Below are 24662 nucleotides of genomic sequence, written 5' to 3' on the forward strand. Positions count from 1 at the left end.
CAGGAGGATCCCCCGCGGCGGGTCACGACGGGGACCGGCCCGCTCCCTCGACCCGCTCGCGCACCTGCTCCGACGTCAGATAGGCGTCCGTGTACTCGAAGTCCTTCAGCTTGGCCGGCTTGCGGGCCTGGAAACCGGTGCGCACGAAGTCGTCGCCGGCGACCGCGTTCAGCATCCAGTTGGTCGCCACCCTGGCCTTGGCCACCCCGGTGCGCAGCGCCGACCAGTGGTAGCCGCGGGCCACCGCCTGGGCGGGCAGGCCGTGCAGCTCGACGCCGAGGGGCTTGGAGACCGCGTCGGTGCCGCCGAGGTCGACGACCAGCCCCAGGTCCTTGTGGACGTACGGCCGCATCGGCTGACCGCGCAGGGTGGCGATGAGGTTCTCGGCGACGTGCTTGCCCTGCCGCGTCGCGTGCTGGGCGGTGGGCGGGCAGACGGCGCCCTCCTGGCCCTTGGCGAGGTCCGGCACCGCCGCCGAGTCGCCGAGCGCGAACACCCCGTCGTGACCCGGCAGGCACATCTCGGCGGTGACCGCGAGCCGTCCCCTGACCGTCTCCGCGCCGAGCGTCGCGATCAGCGGGCTCGCCACCACGCCGGCGGTCCAGATCAGGGTGCGGGTCGGCACCACCCGGCCGTCGGTGAAGGTGACCTCCTCGGGACCGGCCTTGGCGATGGACACCCCCAGCGAGATCTCGATGCCGCGCCGCGTCAGCACCTCCTGCGCGCTGCGCCCGAGCTTCTCGCCCAGCTCGGGCATCAGCTTCGGCGCGATGTCGATCAGGTGCCACTTGATCAGGGCCGGGTCCAGGCGCGGGTAGCGCTTGACGGCCGCGTGGGTGAGCCGCTGCAGACACGCCGCCGTCTCCGTGCCCGCGTATCCGCCGCCGACCACGACGAACTGGAGCCGGGACGCGCGCTCGGCCGGATCCTGGCTGGCGTCGGCGAGGTCGAGCTGCGAGATGACGTGGTCGCGGATGTAGGCGGCCTCGGCGAGGGTCTTCATGCCGAAGGCGTGGTCGGTCAGACCGGGGATGTCGAAGGTGCGGGTGATGCTTCCGGGGGCGAGCACGATGTAGTCGTACGGCTCGTCGACGATCTCGCCGGTGATGGTCCGCACCACGCAGACCTTCGCCTTGAGGTCCACGCCGACGGCCCCGCCGGGGATGATCCGGGTGCGGTAGCGCCTGCTGCGGCGCAGGGACAGCGCGATCGACTGGGGCGTCAGCACGCCCGAGGCGACCTGGGGCAGCAGCGGGAGATAGAGCTGGTAGGCGAACGGCGTCACCAGGGTGACGTCGGCCTCGTGGGGGGAGAGCCTGCGCTCGAGACGGCGGACGCACTCCACGCCGGCGAAACCTGCGCCGACCACCAGGATCCTGGGTCGTGTCACGGTGTTCATCCCTTTCTGCGGCTTCGGGCGGTCTGCCGCGAACGCCATTCGCCTGCCCCTGGATCGCTGCTTCGCACCTCGTCGATCCCATCGCGTCCGCGGCGGCTCGGCGAGCCGGGAGCGCCAGGCAGGCGACACACCCTGAGCACCACCATGCCCCGGCCGGGGCCGTGGCGCACCGGGCGCGCGTGAACGGACGGAAAGGGAAGCGCGGAGCGGTGGTGACGGGACGGGCGGGGGAGCGGTGCCGTGGCGCTCCGGTCAGCCGGTGCCGTCGAGGTGGCACAGCAGCAGGCACACGTCGTCGTCGCGCTCGGAGTCGCTGAGCAGCGGACGCAGGATCCCGTCCGCCGAGCCCTCCAGGTCCCGCGCCAACTGATCGGGCGTGAAGGAGCCCAGCGCGTCGGCCAGGCGCCCGATGCCCGGGTCTATGCCGCGGGCCCGCCGCTCCACCAGGCCGTCCGTGTAGAGCGCCAGCGTCGAACCCGGCGCGAGCAGTTCCGTGTGGTCGTGGATCTCCTGCTGGAGCGGGATGCCGAGCATCGCGCCGGGCTTGGCGTCCAGGATGCGCACTGCGCCGTCCGGGGTACGCAGCACCGGCGGCGGGTGACCGGCCGCCGCCCACGTCATCGTCGGGTCGTCGGGGTGGAAGCGCGCGATGACGGCGGTGGCGAACAGGTCCGGCTGGAGGTGGTGCAGGAAGGTGTGCAGCCGGGTCAGCAGCCGCCCGGGGCTGCCGCCGTCCACCGCGTAGGCCCGCAGCGCCGTCCGGAGCTGGCTCATCATCACGGCCGCCCGCAGCCCGTGCCCGGTCACGTCGCCGACCACGACGATCACCCCGCCGTCGGGCTGGCGGAACGCGTCGAACCAGTCGCCGCCGATGTTCAGCCCGTGGGTGGCCGGCAGGTACCGGGCGGCCAGGCTCAGGCCGGGCGGGGCCGGCAGCTCCGTCAGCAGGGCGCGCTGAAGGGTCTCGGCGATGTCGCGGTTGTGCTGGTAGCGCTGCGCGTGGTCGATGGCGATGCTCGCCCGCCGGGTCAGCTCGATCAGCATCACGGCGTCGTCCGGGTCCCAGCCCTCCCCGGGCGGGCTGAGCGTCACCACTCCGAGCGGCGCGCCCCGGGTCTGCAGCGGGATGCACAGCAGGGGCCGGTCCGGTTCCAGCGCCGAGGGCGGCTGGTCCTGGACGCCCGGCAGCCCGCCCGGGTGCCGGGCGGCGTACTGCGGCCGTCCGGTGCGGGCGGCGACGACGGCCGCCGCGGCGTGCGCCGGGGACCCGTTCCGGTCGCTGTCCTGTTCGAAGATCCAGACGTCGACCGTCTCGGCGTACTCGGGTACCAGCAGGTCCGGCAGGCGGCGCACGATCTCGTGGTGGTCCAGCGACGCGGTGAGCACCGCGCTCGCGTCCGCCAGGAACATCAGCCGGCGGCGGGCGTTCTCCGCCTCGGTGCGCGCCTTGCGCTCGGCGGCGAACGCCTCCCGCTGGGCCCGCCCGGCGGCGTCCAGCTCGGCGTGCAGCGCCACGACGCCCTGGTTCGTCTGCTGGAGCTCCTCCCGGTGGAAGGCGACCAGGTCCTCCTGCTCGGCGAGCCGGTCCAGCACCAGTGAGGTGTCCTCGTCCGCGCCCAGCAGCGCCTCCGCCAGCGCCCCGGGGTCGTCCGCGACCGAGTCCTCGCCGTCGGCGGGCATCGCCTCGGAGCAGGGCACCGTCGTCCGCCACGGCGGCTCGCCGTCGGCCGCCGCGCCCTCCCGCGTCACCAGGGCGTGCAGCACGCACCGCCCGGCGTCCGGCGTGCCGGCGGGTTCGGTGCCCGTCTCCAGGGTGAGCGACCAGGTGCCGCCCTTGGTCAGGCACTGCCGCAGCCTCGCGCTCAGCGCCGCCGCCAGCCGTACCCGCTCCAGCGGCGGCACACCGTGGGCGGCGGCGATGCGGGCGGTGGCGATACGCGCCCGGGCGGCGTCGGTGACGCCGGAGATCTGCCAGGTACGGGTCATCGGCGGTCCGGCGGGGTCGAGGACAGAACGGCCACGGCGGTGTCGTCCCGCACGGGGCGGGCGGGGCTGCTGGCGTCACGGACGGTCACGGCCGCGGTCACCGCCGGATCGACCGAGGGGGCGCAGGAGTCGGGGGAGGGCGTCCAGCGGCTCGGCAGGCCGTCGCTGTGCAGGATCAGCACCCGGTCCTCGCCCCACTCCCGTTCCTCGTCGCGCACGGTCGTCGGCCGGTGCGTGCCGACGATGCCGGGCTGGGACACCAGCGGCCGCCAGGTGCCCTCCGCGCACAGCCGGGCGCCGACGTTGCCGATGCCGGCGAACCTGAGCAGCCCGGCCCGCACATCGACCTGGGCCAGCGCCACGGCCGCGCCACGCGTGCCGGACAGCGCCGCGTCCAGGTGCTTCAGCGCCTCGGACGGCACCAGACGGGCCGCGCCGCGCAGCGCCTCCACGGCGGCCGACGACGCCCGGGCCGCCTCGGGGCCGTGACCGAGGCCGTCGGCCAGCATCAGGGTCACCCGGTCCCCGGCCCGCACCCACGCCCAGGCGTCGCCCGAGTAGTCGCCGCCGCCGAAGGGCACGTTCACGCCCCCGGCACGCACCGCGGCCACCGGGTCGCCCGAGGCGCGGAACCGGGCGGCGCCGCCGATCCGGGCCAGCGCCACCGTGCCCCGGCCCGGCACGCTGTGCAGGTCGAAGTCGTCGGCGAGGCGCGCGCAGGTGCCCAGGCCCGCACCGAGCGAGCCCGTGGTGGTGAAACCGTCGCTCAGGGCGGCGGGCACGTCCGCGATGCCCGGACCGTGGTCGACCGTCGCTATCTGCACGACCCGGGCGTCCTCCCGGCCCGCGGTGAGCACGGGCGGGGACACGACGTCGATGAGGACCCGGCCGCCGCCGGCGTGCTTGAGCAGGTTCGTCGCCAGCTCGGTCGCCACCAGCGCCGCCGAGGCCGTGCACTGCTCGTCCAGCCCGGCCCGGGCCGCCGCGTGCTCCGCGGCCACCCGGGCGTCACGCACCCGGGTCGAGTCGTGCACCGGGACCTCCCACACACGGGGCATCAGGTCTCCTCCCGCGGCCGCGGCGGCCGGCCCACCCAGGAGGTCACCCGCACCGTCGTGCCGGCACCGGGCTCGCTCTCGATGGCGAACTCGTGCACGAGGCGGCGGGCACCGCCCAGGCCCATGCCCAGACCCTCGCCGGAGGTGAAGCCGTCGCTCAGCGCCTGCTCCACGTCCGCGATGCCGGGCCCCTCGTCGCTGAACGTGAGCCGAAGCCCCTGCGCACCGCCCTGCGCGACGGGTTCCGTCTCCATGACCCCGCCACCGCCGTAGACCAGCGTGTTGCGGGCCAGCTCGCTGGCCGCCGTGACCAGCTTGGTCTGGTCGACCAGGCCGAAGCCGAGCTGCGCGGCCGCCTGCCGCACGTGCTGTCGCACCCACACCAGATCCATGTCCGAACGGATCGGGAGGCGGGCCTGGGCGCCCGCGGCAGTGTGCATCACGGACTCTCCTGGCGCAGGCCGCCGAAGCGGTACGACGCGGCTCCCGCCGCGAGCAGCTCCATGGCCACCTCGGTGCTCAGCGCGGTGTGCACCCTCGGCAGCGTGAGCCCCAGCTCGACCAGGGTGATCGCGACCGCGGGACGCATGCCGACCACCACGGTCCGCGCGGCCAGCAGGTCGGTCTGCCCGGCGATCTCGGCGAGCACCCGGCCGAGGAACGAGTCGACGATCTCCACACCGGAGATGTCGATGATCACGCCGGTCGCGCCACTGCGCACGATGGTCTCGGCCAGGTCCTCCTGGAGCTGCTGGGCCGTGCTGTCGTGCAGGTCGCCCTGGAGGGTGACCAGCAGGACGTCGCCGAGCCGCAGCACCGGCACATGGCCCGCGACGGGACCCGCTCCGGGCCCCGGGAACGCCTCGTTCACCGCGCGACCGGACCGTTCGCCACGGGGTTCACGATGCCGACGCCGAGCTGGTGCAGCACGTAGCCCAGCGCGTCGGCCAGGCTCGCGCGGGTCACCACGGTGCCGAGGTCGAGGCCGAGGTGGACCATCGTCTGCGCGATGGCGGGCCGGATGCCGGACACGATGCACTCGGCGCCCATCAGCCGGGCCGCCGCGACGGTCTTCATCAGGTGCTGGGCGACCAGCGAGTCGACGGTCGGGACGCCGGTGATGTCCAGGATCGCGTAGCGGGCCTGCTGCTCGACGATGGACTCCAGCAGGGTCTCCATCACGACCTGGCTGCGGGCGCTGTCCAGCGTCCCGATCAGCGGCACGGCGACGATGCCGTCCCACAGCTTGATGACGGGCGTGGCCACCTCCAGCAACTGCAGCCGCTGCCGGTCGATGAGTGCCTGCCCCTCGCTCAGCGCCGTCTGCATGACCACGACCCGCAGGGTGCCCATCAGGACGCTCAGCGTGGTGACGCAGTCCCGGACGTGGTCCGCGGGGGCGTCCGGCAGATCGGCGAGCAGCAGTTTCTCCACCGGCGGGCGCAGGGTGGCCAGTTCGCTCGACACCTGGGCGGTGCTCAGCCCGGCCCGGGAACGGGCCGCGCCCATCCGCGCCAACTGCTCGCGCACCGTGGTGAATCCCGCCGCGTCCGGGTCCTCCACCCGTGCCGCGTCCGCGACTTGGGCCAGGGCGTCCACCACGGACTTCCCGGCCTCCACCGCCTCGTCCCGCGAGATGGTGAACACGGCACGGAACAAGGGTTCGTCCGCCCACCGCTGGGCGATCTGCTCACGGCGGCGCCGCAGGAACTCCCTGATCTCCTGTGTCGCCGATCCGGCCGCTTTCTCCGCCTGCTCCGGCACCTGTTCCACTCCTCATCCGCGTTGCGCCGTACCGACCCCTCGGGCAACGTGACGGCGACGTGACTCTGCCGGGCGACAACTGTAACCACCCGCTGATCTCGTACGACACCTGCTCCCGCACGAACGGTCCGGACGAGCGGCGGTACGGTCCTGCTGTTCAGGCGCCGGGCACCTCGGGGCCCTCCGGTTCCCGGTCGACGCGGGAGAGCGCCTCCTCGACGCTGTCGGAGACCGGCACCGTGATGCTCACCCCCGTCAGGTCCAGGATGCGCAGCACCGCCGGGGCGGGGGAGATGATGTGCACGCTGCCCGGCAGCTCGCGCGCCTCCTGGTACACCCGCAGGATGATGTTCATCCCGGAGGAGTCCATGAACGGCACGTCCGACAGGTCCAGCAGGAAGTGCCGCCTGCCGTGGTGCAGTTGGTTGGCCAGGTGGTGCTGGAACTCGGTCGCCGTGTCGACGTCCAGGTAGCCCTCCACCTTGAGCAGCGCGACGTCCTCCCGGGGCAGCGACACCTCGACGGACAGCGGGTTCTGGGCAATGGGCACGTGTACCTCCAACGATCCTGACGGCCGGGGGCGGGACCACCCCCGTGAGCGACTGCGCGGTCCGCGGCCGACGGCGCGCCGGTGGCCGACCTCTCACCACCGGCGTGCCGGCCGCACCGCGGACACCGCTCACCGCGCCCGGCGTCTACCCCCGAATCCCGTCGCCATACGCCGTACGGAACGGGTCTTCCGCCGACGCCCGGAAATCGACCCTCCGCGTCACCCGACCCGGATGCCCACGAGGCAGGTGTCGTCGTCCGTGTCCGACCTGCTGTAGGTGAGCAGCCGGTCCAGGTGCTGGTCCAGGGTCCTGGGCGAGGACTGGGCGGTGCTCAGGAGGTGTGCCAGCGACTCCTCCACCGACCGGTCACGGCGCTCGATCAGGCCGTCGGTGTACATCAGCAGCGTGTCCTCGGCGGCGAGCTGCACCTCGGCCTCCTCGTACACGGCCTCCGCCACCGCGCCCAGCAGCATGCCCCGCACCAGCGGCAGGGGCTTCGCCTCGGAGCCCCGTACCAGCACCGGCGGCAGATGCCCCGCCCGGGCCCAGCGCAGTGTCTGCCGGTCCGGGTCGTACAGGCCGCACACCGCGGTCGCCGTGACCCCGCCCGTCAGGTGGTGCACCACGATGTTCAGCCACGACAGGAGCTGCCCCGGCCCCGCGCCCGTCACCGCCAGGCCGCGCAGCGCGTTGCGCAGGACCACCATGCTGGTCGCGGCCTCTATGCCGTGACCGGCCACGTCCCCCACGCACAGCAGCACCATGCGGTTGGGCAGCAGCACGGCGTCGTACCAGTCGCCGCCCACGAGCTGCTCCGTCTCCGCCGGCCGGTAGCGCACGGCCACCTGGAGGTCCGGCACCCGCAGCGGGTCCTGGGCCGGGGGCATGATGGCGTGCTGCAACTGGAGCGTCAGCCGGGCCCGCTCCATGGCCTGCTGCTCGGTGTGCGCGAGCTGGTCGCGGGTCGCCGCGAGGGCCACCTCCGTCCAGTGCTGCGCCGAGATGTCCTGGTAGGCGCCGCGTACGACGAGCAGGCGGTCGTCGGTGTCCAGGACCGGCTCGGCCACCACCCGCACGTGCCGGGTCACCCCGTCCGGCCGCTGGAGCCGGAACGCCGCGGACGCCGGCCTGCGGTGGTGCAGCAGCGTGCGCAGGAACCGGCCGATGGTGACGGCGTCGTCCGGGTGGGCGTGGGCCGCCAGGTCCTCCAGCGGCACCGGGGTGCTCGTCTGCGCCCGCCCGTACAGGTCGAAGAGCTGCCCGTTCCAGGTGATCTCACCGGTCAGCAGGTTCTCCTCGAAACCGCCGATGCGGCCGAGGCGCTGCGCGTGCTGGAGCAGACTGGCCAGCCGGGCCGTCTCGTCCTCGATGCGCCAGATCAGCAGCACCGCGTTGCCGTGCCGGCTGACGCTGATGTCCGCGACCGCCGACAGCGGCACCTGGTCCACCAGCGCCGTCAGGTTCATCCGCCGCGCCCGGAACGGCTCACCCGTGGCGTACACCCGCTCCACGCTCCGGAACAGCTCGCTGTCCCCGGCGGCCATGGGATAGGCCTCCAGCAGCAGCGCGCCGCCCACCATGGCGCGCGGCCGGCCGGCCGGGTCCATGAAGCGCTTGTTCACGTGCTGGATGCGGAAGTCCGCCAGGTTCCCGTCCGCGTCCAGGTGCGGCACCAGGACCAGCGCCGGGTCGTGCAGCCCGTCGGCCAGGTCCATCAGCTCCGCCGCGTCCGGCATCACCCGCGGTTCCGTCCCCGCGCCGTGCGGCGGGACGTACGTCTCCAGCGTGTGCGCGCACAGCTCGGCCAGCGCCTCCACCTGACGCACCACCTGCGGCGGCTGCGGGGGCAGGGGCTGCGGCCAGGCGATCTCCAGCACACCGTGGATACGGCCGCCCGTGCCCGCGGGCACGGCGGCCCGTCCGCCGTCCGGATACTGGTGCCGGCCCACGCTCGGCAGCCCGGTCTCGGACAGCGACCCGATCCACTGCCCGGCGCGTTCGGTCAGTCCGCACCGTGCCACCGTCGACACGTCCGGCGGCACATACCGCCAGCGGGCGGCCTCGGCGGCGGAGAACCCGGCGCAGCCGGCCAGCGTGAGCGAGCCGTCGGAACCGGCCGCCCAGATGGCCACGGCGACCGCACCGAGCGGACGCAGCGCCTGTTCCAGCAGGGCGTCCGCGACGGCCTGGGTGTCGTCCGCGGCCAGCGCGCCGCTCTCGGCGGCCCGCAGCCGCACGGCGGCCGACTCCGCGGCCTGCTGATCGGCGTCCTCGGCCTTCTCCGCCTCCGCCGCGGCGGTGGCCGCGAGGAAGGCGTCGGTGACCTCCGACATCCGGTCCCGTGCGGCCTGGTTGATGACGTCGACCGCGAACTCCAGCGGCGTCACCTGGGACTGCTCGGCCAGCTCCGCGAGCTGCCGGGCGGCCTGCGCCGGACCGCACCCGAGCCGGGCGACCAGGATGCCCTTGGCCAGCTCGATCAGCGCCCGCCCCTCGGCCTCCGCCTGGGCGGCCCGCACCTCGCGGCTGAGCCGTTCGACGGTGGCGGCCAGCCGGCCCACGGGCGAGACCGGGGACACCCCGGCCACGTCCCGCGGCTCACCGCCGCCCGGCTCGGGCGGCTGCTCGGACATGCTCACGATCGGTACGCTCCTCGGCTGGAGACCGCCACGGTGCGCGGCGGGACACGCCGCGCACCGCCCGGCCCACCGGTGTACGGGACGACGGCCTGGGTGCTCATGACGGCAGCCAGCGCCGGACGCAGGCGATCAGGTCCCGGGTGTCGACGGGCTTGGTGACGTAGTCACTGGCGCCCGACGCGAGGCTCTTCTCCCGGTCGCCCGGCATCGCCTTCGCCGTCACCGCGATGATCGGCAGGTCCGCGTACTGCGGCATCCGGCGGATCTCGGCGGTCGCCGTGTACCCGTCCATCTCCGGCATCATCACGTCCATCAGCACCAGCGCGATGTCGGGATGCTCCATCAGCGTCTCGATGCCCCGGCGGCCGTTCTCCGCGTGCAGCACCCGGAAACCGTGCAGCTCCAGGATGCCGCTGAGCGCGAAGAGGTTGCGCGCGTCGTCGTCCACGACGAGGACGGTGCGGCCCGACGGCGCGGTCTCCAGGGGCAGCGGAGCCAGCCGCTGCGGCTCCTCGGACCGCACCAGCGAGAGCACGTCACCGGGCTCCTCGGCGGCCAGGTGCAGCGCGATCCGCTCGCGCAGCTCGTCCAGGCTGGACAGGAACTCCAGCGCCCCGCCCCCGGCGGCCGTGCGCAGTCTCTCCTCCAGCGCCGCGTCCGCGCGGTGCCCGCTGTGCACGAGCACCGGCACGCTCGCCAGTGCCGAGTCGCCCCGCAGCGCCTCCAGGAAACGCGACGCCTCGGAGTCCGGCATGCCCAGCTCCAGGACGACGCAGTGGCACGGCTCGGCCGCCAGCGCGCCCGCCGCCTCCTGCGCCCCCACGGCGGTGATGACGTCCAGCGGGGGCCGGTCGCCCGCGTCGTCCCGGCCGTGCGACAGGTCGGTGACCACGCTCTCCGCGACCAGCGTCAGCAGGCCGCGCGGACGCTCCTCGACCACCAGCAGGCGCCGGGGGCGCTGCCGCTGGCCGATCGGCGGCTCGGGCAGCACGACCGGTCCCGCGAGGGCGTCGGCGGGGGACTCGGCCGGCACCTGCTCGGCGCCCCGGCCCAGCAGCTCCTCGAAGTCCGGCCGGGCCACCGGCAGGAACAGCGTGAACGTGCTGCCCCGGTCGGGCGTGCTGTCGACGGTGACGGCACCGCCCAGCAACTGGGCGATCTCCCGCGTGATCGACAGACCGAGCCCGGTGCCGCCGTACTTGCGGCTGGTCGTGCCGTCGGCCTGCTGGAACGCCCCGAAGATCGACTCGAGGTTCTGCTCCGGGATGCCGATGCCCGTGTCCTTCACCCGGAAGGCCACCACGGCACCGCCCCGCACCACGCCCTGCGGCACCTCGTCGTCCGGCGCCGGCTCGATGGCCAGCTCGACCCGGCCCCGCTCGGTGAACTTCACCGCGTTGGACAGCAGGTTGCGCAGCACCTGGCGCAGCCGGGAGTCGTCGGTCAGCAGGTCCGCCGGCGCGCCGGCGGCCGTCGTCACCGCGAACTCCAGGCCCTTCTGCGTCGTCATGGGCCGGAAGGTGGCCTCGACATACTCGATGAGCTGCCGCAGCGTCACCCGCTCCGGGGAGACGTCCATCTTCCCGGCCTCGACCTTCGACAGGTCCAGGATGTCGTTGATGAGCTGGAGCAGGTCCGACCCGGCCGAGTGGATGATCCCGGCGTACTCGACCTGCTTCGGGGTCAGGTTGCGCGACGGGTTCTGGGCCAGCAACTGGGCGAGGATCAGCAGGCTGTTGAGCGGGGTGCGCAGCTCGTGGCTCATGTTCGCCAGGAACTCCGACTTGTACTTCGAGGCCAGGGACAACTGCTGCGCCCGTGCCTCCAGCTCCTGCCGGGCCTGCTCGATCTGGAGGTTCTTCGCCTCGATGTCCCGGTTCTGCGTGGCGAGCAGGGACGCCTTGTCCTCCAGCTCGGCGTTGGAGCGCTGCAGCTCCTCCTGCTGCACCTGGAGCTCCGTCGACCGGGCCTGCAGCTCGGCCGTCAGGCGCTGCGACTCGGCGAGCAGCTCGTCGGTGCGGGCGTTGGCGACGATGGTGTTGACGTTGACCCCGATCGTCTCCATGAGCTGTTCGAGGAAGTCCCGGTGGATCGGCGTGAACTCGGTGACCGAGGCCAGCTCGATCACACCGAGCACCTGGCCCTCGACCACGATCGGGACCAGCACCAGCGTGCTCGGCGCCACCTGGCCGAGCCCCGAGGAGATGGTCACGTAGCCCGGCGGCAGCTCGTCCACCACGATGGTGCGCCGGCTGCGCGCGGCCTGGCCGACCAGTGTGCGGCCGAAGGCGATCCGGACCGGCTTGTCCGTGTCCTCGGGGTAGCCGTAGGAGCCGACGAGCCGCAGCTCGGGCCCCTCGTCGCCGTCCTCGGCGAGATAGAAGGCGCCGTACTGCGCCGAGACGAGCGGCACCAGCTCGTCCATGATCAGCTCGGCGACCACGGGCAGGTCCCGGTGGCCCTGCATCAGGCCGGAGATCCGGGCGAGGTTGGTCTTCAGCCAGTCCTGCTCCTGGTTGGCCCGGGTGGTCTCGCGCAGGGACTGCACCATCGCGTTGATGTTGTCCTTGAGCTCGGCGACCTCGCCGGACGCCTCCACGTTGATCGAGCGCGTCAGATCGCCCTCGGCGACGGCACTGGTCACCCCGGCGATCGCCCGCACCTGGCGGGTCAGGTTGCCGGCCAGCTCGTTGACGTTCTCCGTGAGCCGCTTCCAGGTGCCCGAGACACCCTCCACCTCGGCCTGCCCGCCGAGCCGGCCCTCGGTGCCGACCTCGCGGGCGACGCGGGTGACCTCGTCGGCGAAGGCGGAGAGCTGGTCGACCATCGTGTTGATCGTCGTCTTCAGCTCCAGGATCTCGCCGCGCGCGTCGACGTCGATCTTCTTCGACAGGTCGCCCCTGGCCACGGCCGTCGTCACCAGCGCGATGTTGCGCACCTGGTTGGTGAGGTTGTTGGCCATCGAGTTGACGTTGTCGGTGAGGTCCTTCCAGGTGCCGGCCACGTTCGGCACGTGCGCCTGGCCGCCGAGCCGGCCCTCGGTGCCGACCTCGCGGGCGACGCGGGTGACCTCGTCGGCGAACGCCGACAGCGTGTCGACCATCGTGTTGATGACCTCGGCCAGGGCCGCGATCTCGCCCTCCGCCTTGACGGTGATCCGCTGCGACAGGTCGCCGCGCGCCACCGCGGTGGCGACCTGGGCGATGGAGCGGACCTGCCCGGTCAGGTTGGACGCCATCACGTTGACGTTGTCGGTGAGGTCCTTCCAGGTGCCCGACACCCCGCGCACCTGGGCCTGCCCGCCCAGATTGCCGGCCGTGCCGACCTCGCGGGCGACGCGGGTGACCTCGTCGGCGAAGGCGGAGAGCTGGTCGACCATCGTGTTGATGGTGTTCTTCAGCTCCAGGATCTCGCCGCGCGCGTCCACGGTGATCTTCTGCGACAGGTCGCCCTTGGCCACCGCGGTCGCCACCTGGGCGACGTTGCGGACCTGGTTGGTGAGGTTGCCCGCCATGAAGTTCACCGAGTCGGTGAGGTCGCGCCAGGTGCCCTTGACGCCCTGGACGTCGGCCTGCCCGCCGAGCCGCCCGTCGGTGCCGACCTCGCGGGCGACGCGGGTGACCTCGTCGGCGAAGGCGGAGAGCTGGTCGACCATCGTGTTGATGGTGTTCTTCAGCTCCAGGATCTCGCCGCGGGCGTCGACGTCGATCTTCTGCGACAGGTCGCCCTTGGCCACCGCCGTGGCGACCTGCGCGATGTCCCGCACCTGAGTGGTCAGGTTCCCCGCCATGGCGTTGACCGAGTCGGTCAGATCGGCCCACGTGCCCGAGACGCCCGGCACCCGGGCCTGCCCGCCCAGGGTGCCCTCGGTGCCCACCTCGCGGGCCACCCGCGTGACCTCCGAGGTGAACACGGACAACTGGTCCACCATGCCGTTGAAGACCTTGGCGATGTCCCCCAGAAGCCCGTCGGCGTCGTCCGGCAGACGTGTGCCGAAGTCCCCGTCCCGTACGGCCGTCAGGCCTGCAAGGAGCCGTCGCAACTCCTGATCGCCCGGAACCGCGTCCACGGTTCCGGTGCTGTCGCTGGTCATGCGCACCCTCGTTCCGCTCCCCAGGAGCCCTCGGCACCCGAGGACTCGGAACCCCTCCGGACCGACGCTCGGCCCGGTTTGCTGTGCGTGCGTTTCCGCAGTTCACGGATCTGCTCGATGAGAAATACGTCAGAGGCTAACCCAGGTGCCGAGCGCGGAACAAAGCGGGCCGCCGCCCACGGTGACCTGCGGGCCCGCACCCGGGAAGCGTCCGTTCCGGGCTCTGCGGTACCGGCCCGGGACCGGGTTCCGCCCGGGCGCCCGGTCACACGTTCCGAATGCCGCGGCCCGCGCCGGGTATCCGCTGCTGTGGAGCCGGTCCGGACCAAGCCGTCCGCCCGGCTCGGCAGTCGCCGATCCACGCGGGAGGAAGGGACAGCGTGCCGACGGACAGCATCTGGTCGTACAGGACGGACAGCACTCACACCGGGACGCGGGACCTCACGGGCTGCACCGTCCAGGCGAGTGACGGGACCGTCGGGCACGTGGACCGGCAGGCCGATCACTTCGGCATGCGGCACCTGGTCGTCGACACCGGCGTCTGGGTCTTCGGACGCAGCGTGCTCATCCCGGTCGGCGTGATCCGCGGCATCGACCCCGAGGCCCGCACGGTCAGCGTCGCCTGCACCAGGGCCGAGATAAAGGCCGCCCCCAGGTTCCGCACCGACAGCGAGACGATGGACCGGGACTACCTGGCGGCCGTGGGCGACTACTACCACCGGTTGCCGCCGAGGGAGACCGCGGGGGGCTGACCCGGTGGGGAACGACAGCACGGCCGAAGCCGGGGGCACATCGGACATGGGACGCAGCGACGCGATCACCACGGCCGCATCCGGTGCCGTCCGCGCCCGGCCGCGAGCTCGAGCGGGCCGGGATGCGGGCACCGCGGCCCCGGCCGGCGTGACCAGCGCGGCGAGCGCCCGCGCGTACACCGAGTCGGCGGTGCGCGAGCGCTGGGAGGGCACCGGTCGCGGCGTACGCGCCGAGGACGTCGTCGACCTGCTGCTCGTCGTCTCCGAGCTGGTCACCAACGCGATCCAGCACGGCGGCGGACTGGCCGGTTTCGACGTGCGCACCACGGACGAGGGCGTGTGGATAGCCGTCCACGACCACAGCGCGGTGGTGCCCCGCGCGATGTACGCGTTCCCCACCCGGCACCACGGCAGGGGGTACGGCTGGCCGCTCGTCGCCCGCCTGGCGCGGGACGTGGCCGTCGACCCCCGCCCCGGGGGCGGCAAGACGATCAGCGCCCTGGTCCCGGTGCGCCCCGCCGCCTGAGCCGCGCGGTCACCAGGGCAGGAAGACGTGGATGTCCTTGCCCGACCCGCCGGTGACCACGCTCACCTGGTCGGACAGGGTGTGGATCAGATGCCAGCCGATGCCGCCGCCGCCGCTGTTCGGATGGAACGGGCGCGGCGCGGGCTCCGTGGTGCTCGTGTCGTGCATGACCACGTGCACCCCGTCGAAGGTACGGCGCATCCGCAGCTCGAAGGGCCCCGGGGCGTACTGCACGGCGTTCGCCGCCAGTTCCGTGACGACCAGCAGGATGTCGTCCCAGTGCTCGGGCGCCGAGGGCGGTGACACGCGCGCCAGGTCGTAGAGGAACTCCTCCGCGACCAGGCGAGCACCGGTCACATTGTGCAACTCCCCGGTGAAGCTGGCGGTGCGACTCGTGATCTCCTCGGAAGCCAGTGTCCTGTCCCAACGCGACTCGGCTGCCATTTCGCCTTCCCGGCCCGGCGTCCGCCGGGCGTCGTCCCTTCCTTGCCTCCCCTCCGTTGTTAGTTCCCGAGCGGGCGGAGGCTACGCGCGCCGGTGTACCGGGGAACGGCGCGCCGCGCCGCGGGCCGTCGGGCCGTCACCGGAAGAAGACGTCGTCCGTGTCCTCCCAGGCGGCGGGCTCGTGCGCGGGCACGCGCGGCCGGCGGTGGGAGCGCGCCTCGTACATGGCGTCGATCTCCAGGGCGTAGGTGCGCACGATCGCGTCCCGCCGCAGCTTCATCGACGGCGTCAGAAGCCCGTTGCTCACGTCGAACGGCTCCGGAAGCACCCGGAAGACCCGGATCGACTCCGAACGCGAGACCGCGCTGTTGGCCGCGGCGACCGCCCGGGCGACCTCGTCCCGCAGCGCGTTCTCCACCCGGGCCTCGCGCACCGGCGCGTCGCCCGCCGCCCCCGGGCCCAGACTCGCCCGCCAGTGCTTCAGGAACTGCGGGTCCAGGGTGATCAGCGCACCGACGCACGGCCGGTTGTCGCCCACGACCACCGCCTGGTGCACGAGCGGGTGCATGCGCAGCCGCTCCTCCAGGGCGGCCGGGACGACGCTCTTGCCGCCGCTGGTGACGATGATGTCCTTCTTGCGGCCCGTGATGGCGAGGTAGCCCTCGTCGTCCAGGTGCCCGAGGTCTCCGGTGGCCAGCCAGCCGCCGCGCAGCACCCGCCGGGTGGCGGCCTCGTCGCCGACGTAGCCGCGGAACAGCGAGGGCCCGCGCACCAGGATCTCCCCGTCGTCCGCCAGCCGGATCTCCGTGCCGGGCAGCGGCTGCCCGACGGTGCCCGACTTCTCCCGGCCCAGCGGCTGCATCGTCAGCCCGCCGCCGGTCTCCGTCAGCCCGTAGCCGTCGTGCACGTAGATGCCGATGCCCTCGTAGAAGAGGGACAGCTCCCGGCTGAGCGGGGAGCCGCCCGAGGTCGCCCGGCGCACCCGGCCGCCCAGCGCCTCCCGCAGCCGGCGGTACACCGTCCGCTCGTACAGGGCGTGCTGCATCCGCAGGTCGAAGCCGGGACCCGGCCCCCGGCCCAGCCGCCGGCGCTCCAGTGCGGCGGCGAAGTCCCGCGCCGTTGTGGCCGCTCGCTCGAACAGCGCCCCGCGCCCCGACTCCTGGGCCGTGCGCAGGAAGGTCTTGTACAGCCTCTCCAGGAGGGAGGGGACGGCGTAGAAGTACGTGGGCCGGAAGGAGCGCAGGGCCGACGCCAGCGCCTCCTCGGTCATCCGGGGCTCGTGCGCCATCAGCAGCCCGCCCCGCACGCACAGGCTCTGGATCATCAGCCCGTACACGTGGGAGAACGGCAGGAAGGCGAGGACCGCGCCCTGTTCCCCCTCGGGCGCCACCGTGTGCCCCCAGCCGGCGAGCAGCGTGTCGCAGGTGGCCGCCAGGCTGCGGTGGCTCAGCGCGCAGCCCAGGGCGCGGCCCGTGGTGCCGGAGGTGTAGGCGACGACGGCGGTGGCGTCCGGCAGGACGATCCGGCGCAGGGAGTCGACGGTGGCGGACGGGATGAACTCGCCGCGTGCCACCAGTGTGTCCAGCGCGCCCGCGTCCAGTTGCCACACGTGCCGCAGCGCCGGCAGGGACGCGCACACCGAGCCGACGGTCATCACGCTCTGCTCGTCCTCGACCAGCACGGCCACGCACCCGGCGTCCCGCAGGATCCACTCGACCTGGTCGCGCGAGGAGGTCGGATAGATCGGGACGACCTCGGCACCCACCGTCCACAGCGCGTAGCTGAAGACCGTCCACTCGTACCGGGTGGGGGCCAGGACCGCCACCCGGCCGCCCGGCGTGATCCCGCAGGCGACCAGACCCTTGGCCAGGGCGACCACCTCGTCGCGGAACTCGGCGGCCGTCACCTGCCGCCAGGCCGCCGGGCCGTCGGCGGAGCGGCGCGCGAGCATCGGCAGGGCGGGGGTGCGGGCCGCCGTCTCGAAGAGACTGTCGGCGAGCCCGCCGGTCAGGGGAGGCACGGCGGCCCCGGGAGCGAGAGCGAGGTCGCGCATGCGCTGCTCCTGACATGTGCGGAGGGTGACGTCGCCGACGGGCACCGTCATCGGCGGCTCGAATGTAGCCGAGGCGCGCCGCCCGGGGGACGGGGACCGCAGAAGTGTTCCCGCCCGGTGATCCGCGCGGATCGGGGGACCCGGAGGGCATGAGCTATACGAACCCCGATCCCGACCCCGAACGCACCACCGGCCTGGAACCCGGCGGCGGTGTACCGCCCGGTGAGACCCCGCCCGCGGAGAGCAGCATGTCCGAGGCCGGCCCGTTCGAGGCGCACAATCCCCCCAAGGGCTGGGCCAAGGGCCCGCTGATCCTGATCCTCGCCCTCGTGGTGCTGATGGCGGCCGGTTTCCTGGCCTACGCCCTCGCCCTGATCTTCTGAGCCGGGCGGCTCAGGGCGCCTGGGTGCGGCGGACGCACTCGCCGACGACGTCGCGCAGGCTGTCGGTGCGTTCCAGCAGCTCGCGCTGCACCCGGGCGCCGTTGCCGTGCCGCAGCAGGCCCTCCGCGAGCCTCTCGGCCCGCTTCAGCTCGCCGTCGGCGGCCAGCGCCTCCCGTACGTGCTCCAGCAGGGCCCCGACGACGGTCTCGGCCGGCATCCGCCGCATCGTCGCGGGGTGCAGCAGCTCCTCCGTCAGCCCGGACCGGGCGGCCCGCCAGGCGGCCAGCCGCAGCAGGCTCACACTGTGCGGGACCGGCTCCACGCCCTCACGCCACTCCCGCGCGGCGGTCTCCACCAGGGCGCGGGCCAGGGTGGCGATCAGTACGGCGGTGCTCGCGTCCAGGCAGACGTCCATGACCCGGAACTCGACCGTCGGATAGCGCCGGGAGAGCCGGACGTCGAAGTAGATCATCCCCTCGTCGAGGATGGTGCCGGTGGCGACCATGTCCGCGACCCGGCGGTGGTAGGCCTCCGCCGACCCGAACAGCTCCGTCGGGCCGGCCGACGGCCAGCGCTGCCAGACCCGGCTGCGGTAGCTGCTGTACGACGAGTCCTTGCCCTGCCAGAACGGGGAGTTCGCGCTCAGCGCGGTGAGCACCGACAGCCAGGGCCGCACCCGGTCGATGACCGCGACGCCCTCCTCGTCGGACTCCACCGACACGTGCACGTGGCAGCCGAGGACGAGCTGCTCGTGCACCACGACGCCGTACTGCTCGGCCATCCACCGGTAGCGGTGGTTCATGCCGACGGCCGGACTGACCGGCAGGGGAGAGGTGGCGAGCGCGGCCACCGCACAGCCGATGCCGCCGGCGTGGCGCCCGGCCTCCTCACGGCAGCGGACGATCTCCGCGTGCAGACGCTCCATGTCCGCCTGCGGATGCGTGGCGAACTCGACCATCTGCTCGTGCAGTTCCTTCTCGAAGACGTCCTGCTCGGCGTCGTCCTTGGAGGCCCGGGCGAGGACCGCGGCGGACAGCGCCCGCGGCTCGCCGGACTCGGGGTCGACCAGGAGGAGTTCCTCCTCCACTCCGACGGTGCGCACCGGGTATGCCGCCTTTCTGGGGGACTGCGGGGGGACGACCGGGCGTTCCGGTCGTCGCAACCCCGACTGCCCCCGGAAGGGCCGCCGGACACCTGGGGGTGCCGCGCCTCACAGACCGAAGGGCATCAGCCACACGGTGGCGAGCGGTGGCAGGGTGATCGAGATGCTCCCGTCCTCCGGCTTGACCGGGTCGGGATTGGTCACGCCGCTGCCGCCGTACTCCTCGGCGTCCGTGTTCAGGACCTCCTGCCAGGCACCGACGTCGTCGCCGACGGCGAGCGCGTACGCGTGCCGCACGACCGGGGAGAAGTTGGACACCGCGAGCAGCGGGGTGCCCTCCTTGTCGAACCGCAGGAACGCGAAGACGTTGTCCTCGGCCGCGTCCACGGTGACCCACCGGAACCCGGCCGGGTCGGTGTCGCGCTGCCACAGGGCCGGGGTCCGCCCGTAGCGGGTGTTGAGGTCGCGCACCAGATCCCGCACGCCGCGGTGGTCGCCCGCCGAGTGGTACCCCTCGTCGAGCAGCCACCACTCGGGCCCCTGCTTCTCCGACCACTCGGCGCCCTGCGCGAACTCCTGCCCCATGAACAGCAGTTGCTTGCCGGGGTGGGCCCACATGAAGCCCAGGTAGGCACGGACGTTCGCGCGTCGCTGCCACCAGTCGCCCGGCATCTTCGACACCAGCGCCTGCTTGCCGTGCACCACCTCGTCGTGGGAGATCGGCAGCACGTAGTTCTCGCTGTAGGCGTACACCATGGAGAAGGTCATCTCGTGGTGGTGGTACTTGCGGTGCACCGGCTCGTGCGCGACGTACTCCAGCGAGTCGTGCATCCAGCCCATGTTCCACTTGAAACCGAAGCCGAGACCGCCGGTGTCGGTGGGCCGCGTCACCCCGCCCCAGGCCGTGGACTCCTCCGCGATGGTCACCACACCGGGGCAGCGGCGGTAGACGGTCGCGTTCATCTCCTGGAGGAACGCCATCGCCGCCAGGTCCTCCCGGCCGCCGTAGATGTTCGGCTCCCACTGCCCGGAGTCGCGCGAGTAGTCCAGGTAGAGCATCGAGGCGACCGCGTCGACGCGCAGCCCGTCGATGTGGAACTCCTCGCACCAGTACACGGCGTTGGCGACGAGGAAGTTGCGCACCTCCGTGCGGGCGTAGTCGAAGGTGTACGTCCCCCAGTCCGGGTGCTCGGCGCGCCGCGAGTCCCCCGGCTCGTACAGCGGGTCCCCGTCGAAGCGGGCCAGCGCCCAGTCGTCCTTCGGGAAGTGCGCCGGCACCCAGTCCATGATCACGCCGATGCCGGCCCGGTGCAGGGCGTCCACCAGGTACCGGAAGTCGTCCGGCGAGCCCAGTCGCGCGGTCGGCGCGTAGAACCCGGTGACCTGGTAGCCCCAGGACGGGCCGTAGGGGTGCTCGGCGACCGGCATCAGCTCGACGTGCGTGAAGCCGAGGTCCTTGACGTAGGCGGGCAGCACGTCGGCCAGCTCGCGGTAGGACAGGCCGGGACGCCACGAGGGCAGGTGCACCTCGTACACCGACAACGGCGCCTCGTGCACCGGCGTCGCCGAGCGGTGCCGCATCCACTCCTGGTCGTTCCACTCGTAGTGCGACGCCGTCACGACCGACGCGGTGTTCGGCGGCTCCTCCGCCCGCCGCGCCATCGGGTCGGCCTTCAGGAACCGGTGGCCGTAGCGGGAGTGGATCTCGAACTTGTACCGGGTGCCCTCGCCGACGCCCGGCAGGAACAGCTCCCACACCCCGGACGAGCCGAGCGAGCGCATCGGGAACGCCGTGCCGTCCCAGTGGGTGAAGTCGGCGGCGACCCGCACCCCCTGGGCGTTCGGCGCCCACACCGTGAACCGGGTGCCGGTGACCCCCTGGTGGGTCATGGGCTCCGCGCCGAGCGCCCGCCAGAGCTGCTCGTGCCGGCCCTCGCTGATCAGGTGCAGGTCCAGTTCGCCGAGGGCGGGCAGGAAGCGGTACGGGTCGTGCGTCTCCGCCTCGCCCTCGTCGTACGCGACGACGAGGGTGTACGCGGGGATCTCCGCCAGCGGCAGGACGCCGGAGAAGAGACCGTCCTCCTCCGACACCAGCGGGTGCCGCTCGCCGTCGACGACGACGCTCACCTCGCGGGCGAACGGGCGCAGTGCCCGGAAGGCGATCCCGCCGGCCACCGGATGGGCGCCGAGCAGCGCGTGCGGGTCGTGGTGGGCGCCCGCCAGCAGGCGCCCGCGGTCGGTCGGGTCCAGCGGCGGCGCCGTCCCGCACGCACCGGGTGCGGGGTGCGGGGCGGGGGCGGACGGCTCGGGGAGCGAAGTGTCGCGGAGGGCCACGGGTCAGTCTCCTCTCACGGCGAGTCGTTCGATCGCCGCCATGGGTACGGGAAGCCAGTCGGGGCGGTGCCGGGCCTCGTACAGCACCTCGTACACGGCCCTGTCGGTCTCGTAGGCGCGCAGCAGGCCGTGCTTCTTGCGGGGGTCCCACCCGGCGCGGTCGGCGTAGCCCGCGCAGAACGCCTCCCGGCAGCGGCGCGCCCACTCGGGACGCCACGGGCGGCGCTGCCGGGCCGCGTAGTCGAAGGAGCGCAGCATGCCCGCGACGTCCCGCACGGGGGAGTGGGCACTGCGCCGCTCGGCCAGCGGACGGGACGGCTCGCCCTCGAAGTCGATGAAGAACCAGTCCCGGCCGGCCCGCAGCACCTGTCCGAGGTGCATGTCGCCGTGGATGCGCTGGGCGGGCGGGCCCGAGTCGCACGTGGCCAGCGCGGCGAACGCCGCCCGCAGCCCGGGCACGAAGGGGCGCAGCGCCGGGACGCAGTGCGCGGCCGCGGTCAGCCGCTCGGTCATCGCCGCCGCCGTACGGCCGTTCTCACCCGGCGCCCCCGGCGGAAAGGCCGAGGCCAGCGCGAGGTGCACGTCGGCCATCGCCCGCCCCAGCTCGCGGGACTGCACGGTGAAGTCGTCCCCGGCGGACAGCGCCTCCAGAGCGAGCGCCCAGCCGTCGGAGGCGTCGTGCAGGAAGGGCTGGAGCACACCGAGCGTCGCCTCGTACGGGTGGGTCGTCCGCAGCCAGGCCACCGGTGCGGGCACCCGGCTGCAGCCCTGCCGGGCCAGCGCGCTCGGCACCTCCAGGTCGGGGTTGACCCCGGGCTGGATGCGCCGGAACACCTTGAGGATGAACTCGTCGCCGTAGACCAGTGAGGAGTTGGACTGCTCCGCGTCCAGGATGCGGGGCGCGAGTCCTCCGGGCACCGGACGCTCCGGGTCGCACTCGAAGCGCAGCGGGCCCGCCCGGCCTGGCCGGCGCAGCCGTTCCAGCAGCAACTGGGCCGTACGGGGGTCGTGCAGGGCGTCGTAGACCGTCTGTCCGGCCAGGGCTCCGTCCCGCACCTGCCCGATGAGCGCCCGGCCCAGCCGGGGGGAGGGCCGCTCGCGCACGCCGAGCAGCAGTTGGTAGCAGTCCCCGGCCGGGGGAGCGCCGCCGGGCGCCGGGACCGGGCCGTACCCGGTGTGCACCAGCAGGTGCAGGCAGCCCGGGAACAGTTCGGTCATCGACAGCAGGCCGAGCTCGGCCACGGGCCCGTCCTTGCCCGCGAACCAGCGCTGGCGCGGCAGCCACTCCCGCAGCAGGTCGCCGAGTGACGCCAGCGGCTCGGCGAGACGCGCGGGTCTCGTGCGCAGGGGTGCGGTCTTCGGCATGGTGACGCGTCCTTTCCTCGGCCCACGCTCACACGCGGCGGCCGATGCGGGATGCGACTCGGGTGAGCCGGAACCAGTAGAAGCCGTGGCCCCCGAGGGTCAGCAGGTACGGCAGTTCACCGATGGCGGGGAAGCGGACCCCGCCGAACAGCTCGACGGGGTGGCGCCCCGCGAACTCGCGCAGGTCCAGCTCGGTGGGCTGGGCGAACCGCGCGAAGTTGTTCACGCACAGCACCAGGTCGTCCTCGTACTCCCGCAGGAAGGCCAGCACGGCGGGGTTGGAGGAGGGCAGTTCGGTGTAGGTGCCGAGACCGAAGGCGGGGTTCTGCTTGCGGATCTCGATCATGCGGCGGGTCCAGTGCAGCAGCGAGGACGGCGAGGCCATGGACGCCTCGACGTTCGTCACCTGGTAGCCGTAGACCGGGTCCATGATGGTCGGCAGGTACAGCCGGCCCGGATCGCAGGTGGAGAAGCCCGCGTTGCGGTCCGGGGTCCACTGCATGGGGGTGCGGACCGCGTCGCGGTCGCCGAGCCAGATGTTGTCGCCCATGCCGATCTCGTCGCCGTAGTAGAGGATCGGCGAGCCGGGCAGGGACAGCAGCAGGGCGGTGAACAGCTCGATCTGGTCGCGGTCGTTGTCCAGCAGGGTCGCGAGCCGCCGGCGGATGCCGATGTTGGCGCGCATCCGCGGGTCCTTGGCGTACTCCGCGTACATGTAGTCGCGCTCTTCGTCGGTGACCATCTCCAGGGTCAGCTCGTCGTGGTTGCGCAGGAAGATGCCCCACTGGCAGCCCGACGGGATCGCCGGGGTCTTGGCGAGGACCTCGGAGACCGGGTAGCGGGACTCGCGGCGCACGGCCATGAAGATGCGCGGCATCACCGGGAAGTGGAACGCCATGTGGCACTCGTCGCCGCCGGAGGCGTAGTCGCCGAAGTAGTCGACGACGTCCTCGGGCCACTGGTTGGCCTCGGCCAGCAGCACCGTGTCCGGGTACTGCGCGTCGATCTCGCGGCGGACGCGCTTGAGGAACTCGTGACTGGCGGGCAGGTTCTCGCAGTTGGTGCCCTCTTCGGCGTAGAGATAGGGGACGGCGTCCAGCCGGAACCCGTCGATCCCGAGGTCCAGCCAGAACTTCAGCGCGGCCAGCATCTCCTCCTGCACGGCCGGGTTCTCGTAGTTGAGGTCCGGCTGGTGGGAGAAGAAGCGGTGCCAGAAGTACTGTCCCCGCACCGGGTCGTAGGTCCAGTTGGAGGACTCGGTGTCGACGAAGATGATGCGGGCGTCGGCGTAGCGGGTGTCGTCGTCCGCCCAGACGTAGTAGTCGCCGTAGGGCCCGTCGGGGTTCTTGCGGGACTCCTGGAACCACGGGTGCTGGTCGCTGGTGTGGTTCATGACGAAGTCGATGATCACGCGCATGCCGCGCTGGTGGGCGGAGTCCACGAACTCGACGAAGTCGGCCAGGTCGCCGAACTCGGGGAGCACGGCGGTGTAGTCGGAGACGTCGTAACCGCCGTCCTTGAGCGGTGACTTGAAGAAGGGCGGCAGCCAGAGGCAGTCGACGCCCAGCCATTGCAGGTAGTCCAGTTTGGCGGTGAGGCCCTTGAGGTCACCGACGCCGTCGCCGTTGCTGTCCTGGAAGGAGCGGACGAGGACCTCGTAGAAGACGGCTCGTTTGAACCAGTCCGGGTCGCGGTCCTTGGCCGGGGTGTCCTCGAAGGTGTCCGGTACGGGCTCGTTCACGGTCATGAGGCGGCTGACCCTTCGTGCGGCGCGGCGGCGGAGGTCCGCTGGACGTGGAGGACGTGCGCGGGGGCCCGGCCCGGCTCGAGGCGCACGTAGTTCGTCCGGCCCCAGTGGTAGGTCTCACCCGTGAGTTCGTCGTGGACCGGCACCGACTCGTGCCAGTCGAGGCCGAGCTGCGGCATGTCGAGACGGATCGTGGCCTCCTGGGTGCGGTGGGGGTCCAGGTTGGCGACCACCAGCACGACGTCGTCGCCCGCGCGCTTGCTGTATGCGATCACGGCGTCGTTGTCCGTCTGGTGGAAACGCAGGTTCCTGAGCCGGTGCAGCGCGGGATGGGCGCGCCGGACGGTGTTGAGGGTGGTGATGAGGGGGGTGATGGTGCGGCCCTCGCGTTCGGCGGCGGCCCAGTCGCGGGGTTTGAGCTGGTACTTCTCGCTGTCGAGGTATTCCTCGGAGCCTTCGCGCAGGG

At 72.8% G+C, this 24662-nt stretch carries 19 protein-coding genes; 3 read left to right on the forward strand and 16 right to left on the reverse strand.

Annotated features, from left to right (window positions below; all coding sequences use genetic code 11):
• Nucleotides 1–22: 22 nt before the first annotated feature.
• The 9 genes from ACH499_RS26955 to ACH499_RS26995 all read right to left on the reverse strand — a co-directional run bounded on the left by ACH499_RS26955 (nt 23) and on the right by ACH499_RS26995 (nt 13490).
• Nucleotides 23–1399: an NAD(P)/FAD-dependent oxidoreductase gene (locus ACH499_RS26955; RefSeq protein ID WP_356206430.1), complete on the reverse strand. Its 1377-nt coding sequence runs from the start codon at nt 1397–1399 to the stop codon at nt 23–25.
• Between the two features lie 252 nt (nt 1400–1651).
• A complete protein-coding gene (locus ACH499_RS26960) occupies nt 1652–3385 on the reverse strand; it encodes a PP2C family protein-serine/threonine phosphatase (RefSeq protein ID WP_399018900.1) in 1734 nt (577 codons plus the stop codon).
• On the reverse strand, nt 3382–4443 hold the full coding sequence (locus ACH499_RS26965; RefSeq protein WP_399018902.1) for a SpoIIE family protein phosphatase: 1062 nt from the start codon (nt 4441–4443) through the stop codon (nt 3382–3384). Before ACH499_RS26965 ends, ACH499_RS26960 begins: the two co-directional genes overlap by 4 nt.
• Nucleotides 4443–4883 (reverse strand): anti-sigma regulatory factor, encoded by a 441-nt coding sequence (locus tag ACH499_RS26970; protein ID WP_356206437.1) that lies wholly within the window; start codon nt 4881–4883, stop codon nt 4443–4445. The genes ACH499_RS26965 and ACH499_RS26970 overlap by 1 nt, the downstream gene beginning before the upstream one ends.
• Nucleotides 4883–5314, reverse strand: coding sequence for an STAS domain-containing protein (locus ACH499_RS26975; protein WP_356206439.1), 432 nt, complete (start codon nt 5312–5314; stop codon nt 4883–4885). Before ACH499_RS26975 ends, ACH499_RS26970 begins: the two co-directional genes overlap by 1 nt.
• Nucleotides 5311–6207, reverse strand: coding sequence for an STAS domain-containing protein (locus ACH499_RS26980; RefSeq protein WP_399018904.1), 897 nt, complete (start codon nt 6205–6207; stop codon nt 5311–5313). Before ACH499_RS26980 ends, ACH499_RS26975 begins: the two co-directional genes overlap by 4 nt.
• A gap of 157 nt (nt 6208–6364) precedes the next feature.
• Nucleotides 6365–6757: an STAS domain-containing protein gene (locus tag ACH499_RS26985; protein ID WP_399018906.1), complete on the reverse strand. Its 393-nt coding sequence runs from the start codon at nt 6755–6757 to the stop codon at nt 6365–6367.
• A 219-nt stretch (nt 6758–6976) separates the two neighbouring features.
• Complete coding sequence (locus tag ACH499_RS26990) at nt 6977–9391, reverse strand: SpoIIE family protein phosphatase (RefSeq protein WP_399018944.1); 2415 nt, start codon at nt 9389–9391, stop codon at nt 6977–6979.
• Between the two features lie 103 nt (nt 9392–9494).
• Nucleotides 9495–13490 (reverse strand): HAMP domain-containing protein, encoded by a 3996-nt coding sequence (locus tag ACH499_RS26995; RefSeq protein WP_356206445.1) that lies wholly within the window; start codon nt 13488–13490, stop codon nt 9495–9497.
• A gap of 380 nt (nt 13491–13870) precedes the next feature.
• Between ACH499_RS26995 and ACH499_RS27000 the strand changes: the two genes are divergently transcribed.
• Nucleotides 13871–14242 (forward strand): PRC-barrel domain containing protein, encoded by a 372-nt coding sequence (locus tag ACH499_RS27000; protein ID WP_356206447.1) that lies wholly within the window; start codon nt 13871–13873, stop codon nt 14240–14242.
• Nucleotides 14243–14288: 46 nt separating this feature from the next.
• Complete coding sequence (locus ACH499_RS27005; RefSeq protein ID WP_356206450.1) at nt 14289–14768, forward strand: ATP-binding protein; 480 nt, start codon at nt 14289–14291, stop codon at nt 14766–14768.
• Nucleotides 14769–14777: 9 nt separating this feature from the next.
• Here the strand turns inward: ACH499_RS27005 and ACH499_RS27010 are convergent, their stop codons facing one another.
• Together ACH499_RS27010 and ACH499_RS27015 are read right to left on the reverse strand one after the other, a co-directional pair.
• Nucleotides 14778–15212: an ATP-binding protein gene (locus ACH499_RS27010; protein ID WP_356206453.1), complete on the reverse strand. Its 435-nt coding sequence runs from the start codon at nt 15210–15212 to the stop codon at nt 14778–14780.
• A 136-nt stretch (nt 15213–15348) separates the two neighbouring features.
• Nucleotides 15349–17265 carry an AMP-dependent synthetase/ligase gene (locus ACH499_RS27015; RefSeq protein WP_356206455.1) on the reverse strand — a complete coding sequence of 639 codons (1917 nt, stop codon included), beginning with the start codon at nt 17263–17265 and terminating at the stop codon, nt 15349–15351.
• Nucleotides 17266–17414: 149 nt separating this feature from the next.
• On the opposite strand from ACH499_RS27015, the gene ACH499_RS27020 reads away from it, so the two are divergent.
• A complete protein-coding gene (locus ACH499_RS27020; protein WP_356206458.1) occupies nt 17415–17648 on the forward strand; it encodes a DUF6480 family protein in 234 nt (77 codons plus the stop codon).
• A 10-nt stretch (nt 17649–17658) separates the two neighbouring features.
• Here the strand turns inward: ACH499_RS27020 and ACH499_RS27025 are convergent, their stop codons facing one another.
• The 5 genes from ACH499_RS27025 to ACH499_RS27045 all read right to left on the reverse strand — a co-directional run.
• Nucleotides 17659–18750, reverse strand: coding sequence for a glutamate--cysteine ligase (locus ACH499_RS27025; RefSeq protein ID WP_399018912.1), 1092 nt, complete (start codon nt 18748–18750; stop codon nt 17659–17661).
• 108 nt (nt 18751–18858) lie between these two features.
• Nucleotides 18859–21084, reverse strand: coding sequence for a 1,4-alpha-glucan branching enzyme (gene glgB, locus ACH499_RS27030; RefSeq protein ID WP_399018914.1), 2226 nt, complete (start codon nt 21082–21084; stop codon nt 18859–18861).
• A 3-nt stretch (nt 21085–21087) separates the two neighbouring features.
• Complete coding sequence (locus ACH499_RS27035; RefSeq protein WP_399018916.1) at nt 21088–22449, reverse strand: maltokinase; 1362 nt, start codon at nt 22447–22449, stop codon at nt 21088–21090.
• A 28-nt stretch (nt 22450–22477) separates the two neighbouring features.
• Nucleotides 22478–24196 (reverse strand): maltose alpha-D-glucosyltransferase, encoded by a 1719-nt coding sequence (treS, locus tag ACH499_RS27040; RefSeq protein WP_356206468.1) that lies wholly within the window; start codon nt 24194–24196, stop codon nt 22478–22480.
• On the reverse strand, nt 24193–24662 hold a 470-nt coding region (locus ACH499_RS27045; protein ID WP_399018918.1), incomplete at its 5' end, for an alpha-glucosidase C-terminal domain-containing protein. The genes ACH499_RS27045 and treS, both read right to left, overlap by 4 nt.

This window comes from Streptomyces sp. NPDC018947 (genome assembly GCF_044390505.1).
GTDB lineage: Bacteria > Actinomycetota > Actinomycetes > Streptomycetales > Streptomycetaceae > Streptomyces.

Coding starts and splice junctions, on each gene's coding strand:
- treS (WP_356206468.1), bottom strand. CDS start 24,196: ATGACCGTGAACGAGCCCGTACCGGACACCTTCGAGGACACCCCGGCC.
- ACH499_RS27005 (WP_356206450.1), top strand. CDS start 14,289: ATGGGACGCAGCGACGCGATCACCACGGCCGCATCCGGTGCCGTCCGC.
- ACH499_RS26955 (WP_356206430.1), bottom strand. CDS start 1,399: ATGAACACCGTGACACGACCCAGGATCCTGGTGGTCGGCGCAGGTTTC.
- ACH499_RS26995 (WP_356206445.1), bottom strand. CDS start 13,490: ATGACCAGCGACAGCACCGGAACCGTGGACGCGGTTCCGGGCGATCAG.
- ACH499_RS26965 (WP_399018902.1), bottom strand. CDS start 4,443: ATGCCCCGTGTGTGGGAGGTCCCGGTGCACGACTCGACCCGGGTGCGT.
- ACH499_RS26990 (WP_399018944.1), bottom strand. CDS start 9,391: ATGTCCGAGCAGCCGCCCGAGCCGGGCGGCGGTGAGCCGCGGGACGTG.
- ACH499_RS26970 (WP_356206437.1), bottom strand. CDS start 4,883: ATGCACACTGCCGCGGGCGCCCAGGCCCGCCTCCCGATCCGTTCGGAC.
- ACH499_RS27035 (WP_399018916.1), bottom strand. CDS start 22,449: ATGCCGAAGACCGCACCCCTGCGCACGAGACCCGCGCGTCTCGCCGAG.
- ACH499_RS27015 (WP_356206455.1), bottom strand. CDS start 17,265: ATGCGCGACCTCGCTCTCGCTCCCGGGGCCGCCGTGCCTCCCCTGACC.
- ACH499_RS27010 (WP_356206453.1), bottom strand. CDS start 15,212: ATGGCAGCCGAGTCGCGTTGGGACAGGACACTGGCTTCCGAGGAGATC.
- ACH499_RS26960 (WP_399018900.1), bottom strand. CDS start 3,385: ATGACCCGTACCTGGCAGATCTCCGGCGTCACCGACGCCGCCCGGGCG.
- ACH499_RS27020 (WP_356206458.1), top strand. CDS start 17,415: ATGAGCTATACGAACCCCGATCCCGACCCCGAACGCACCACCGGCCTG.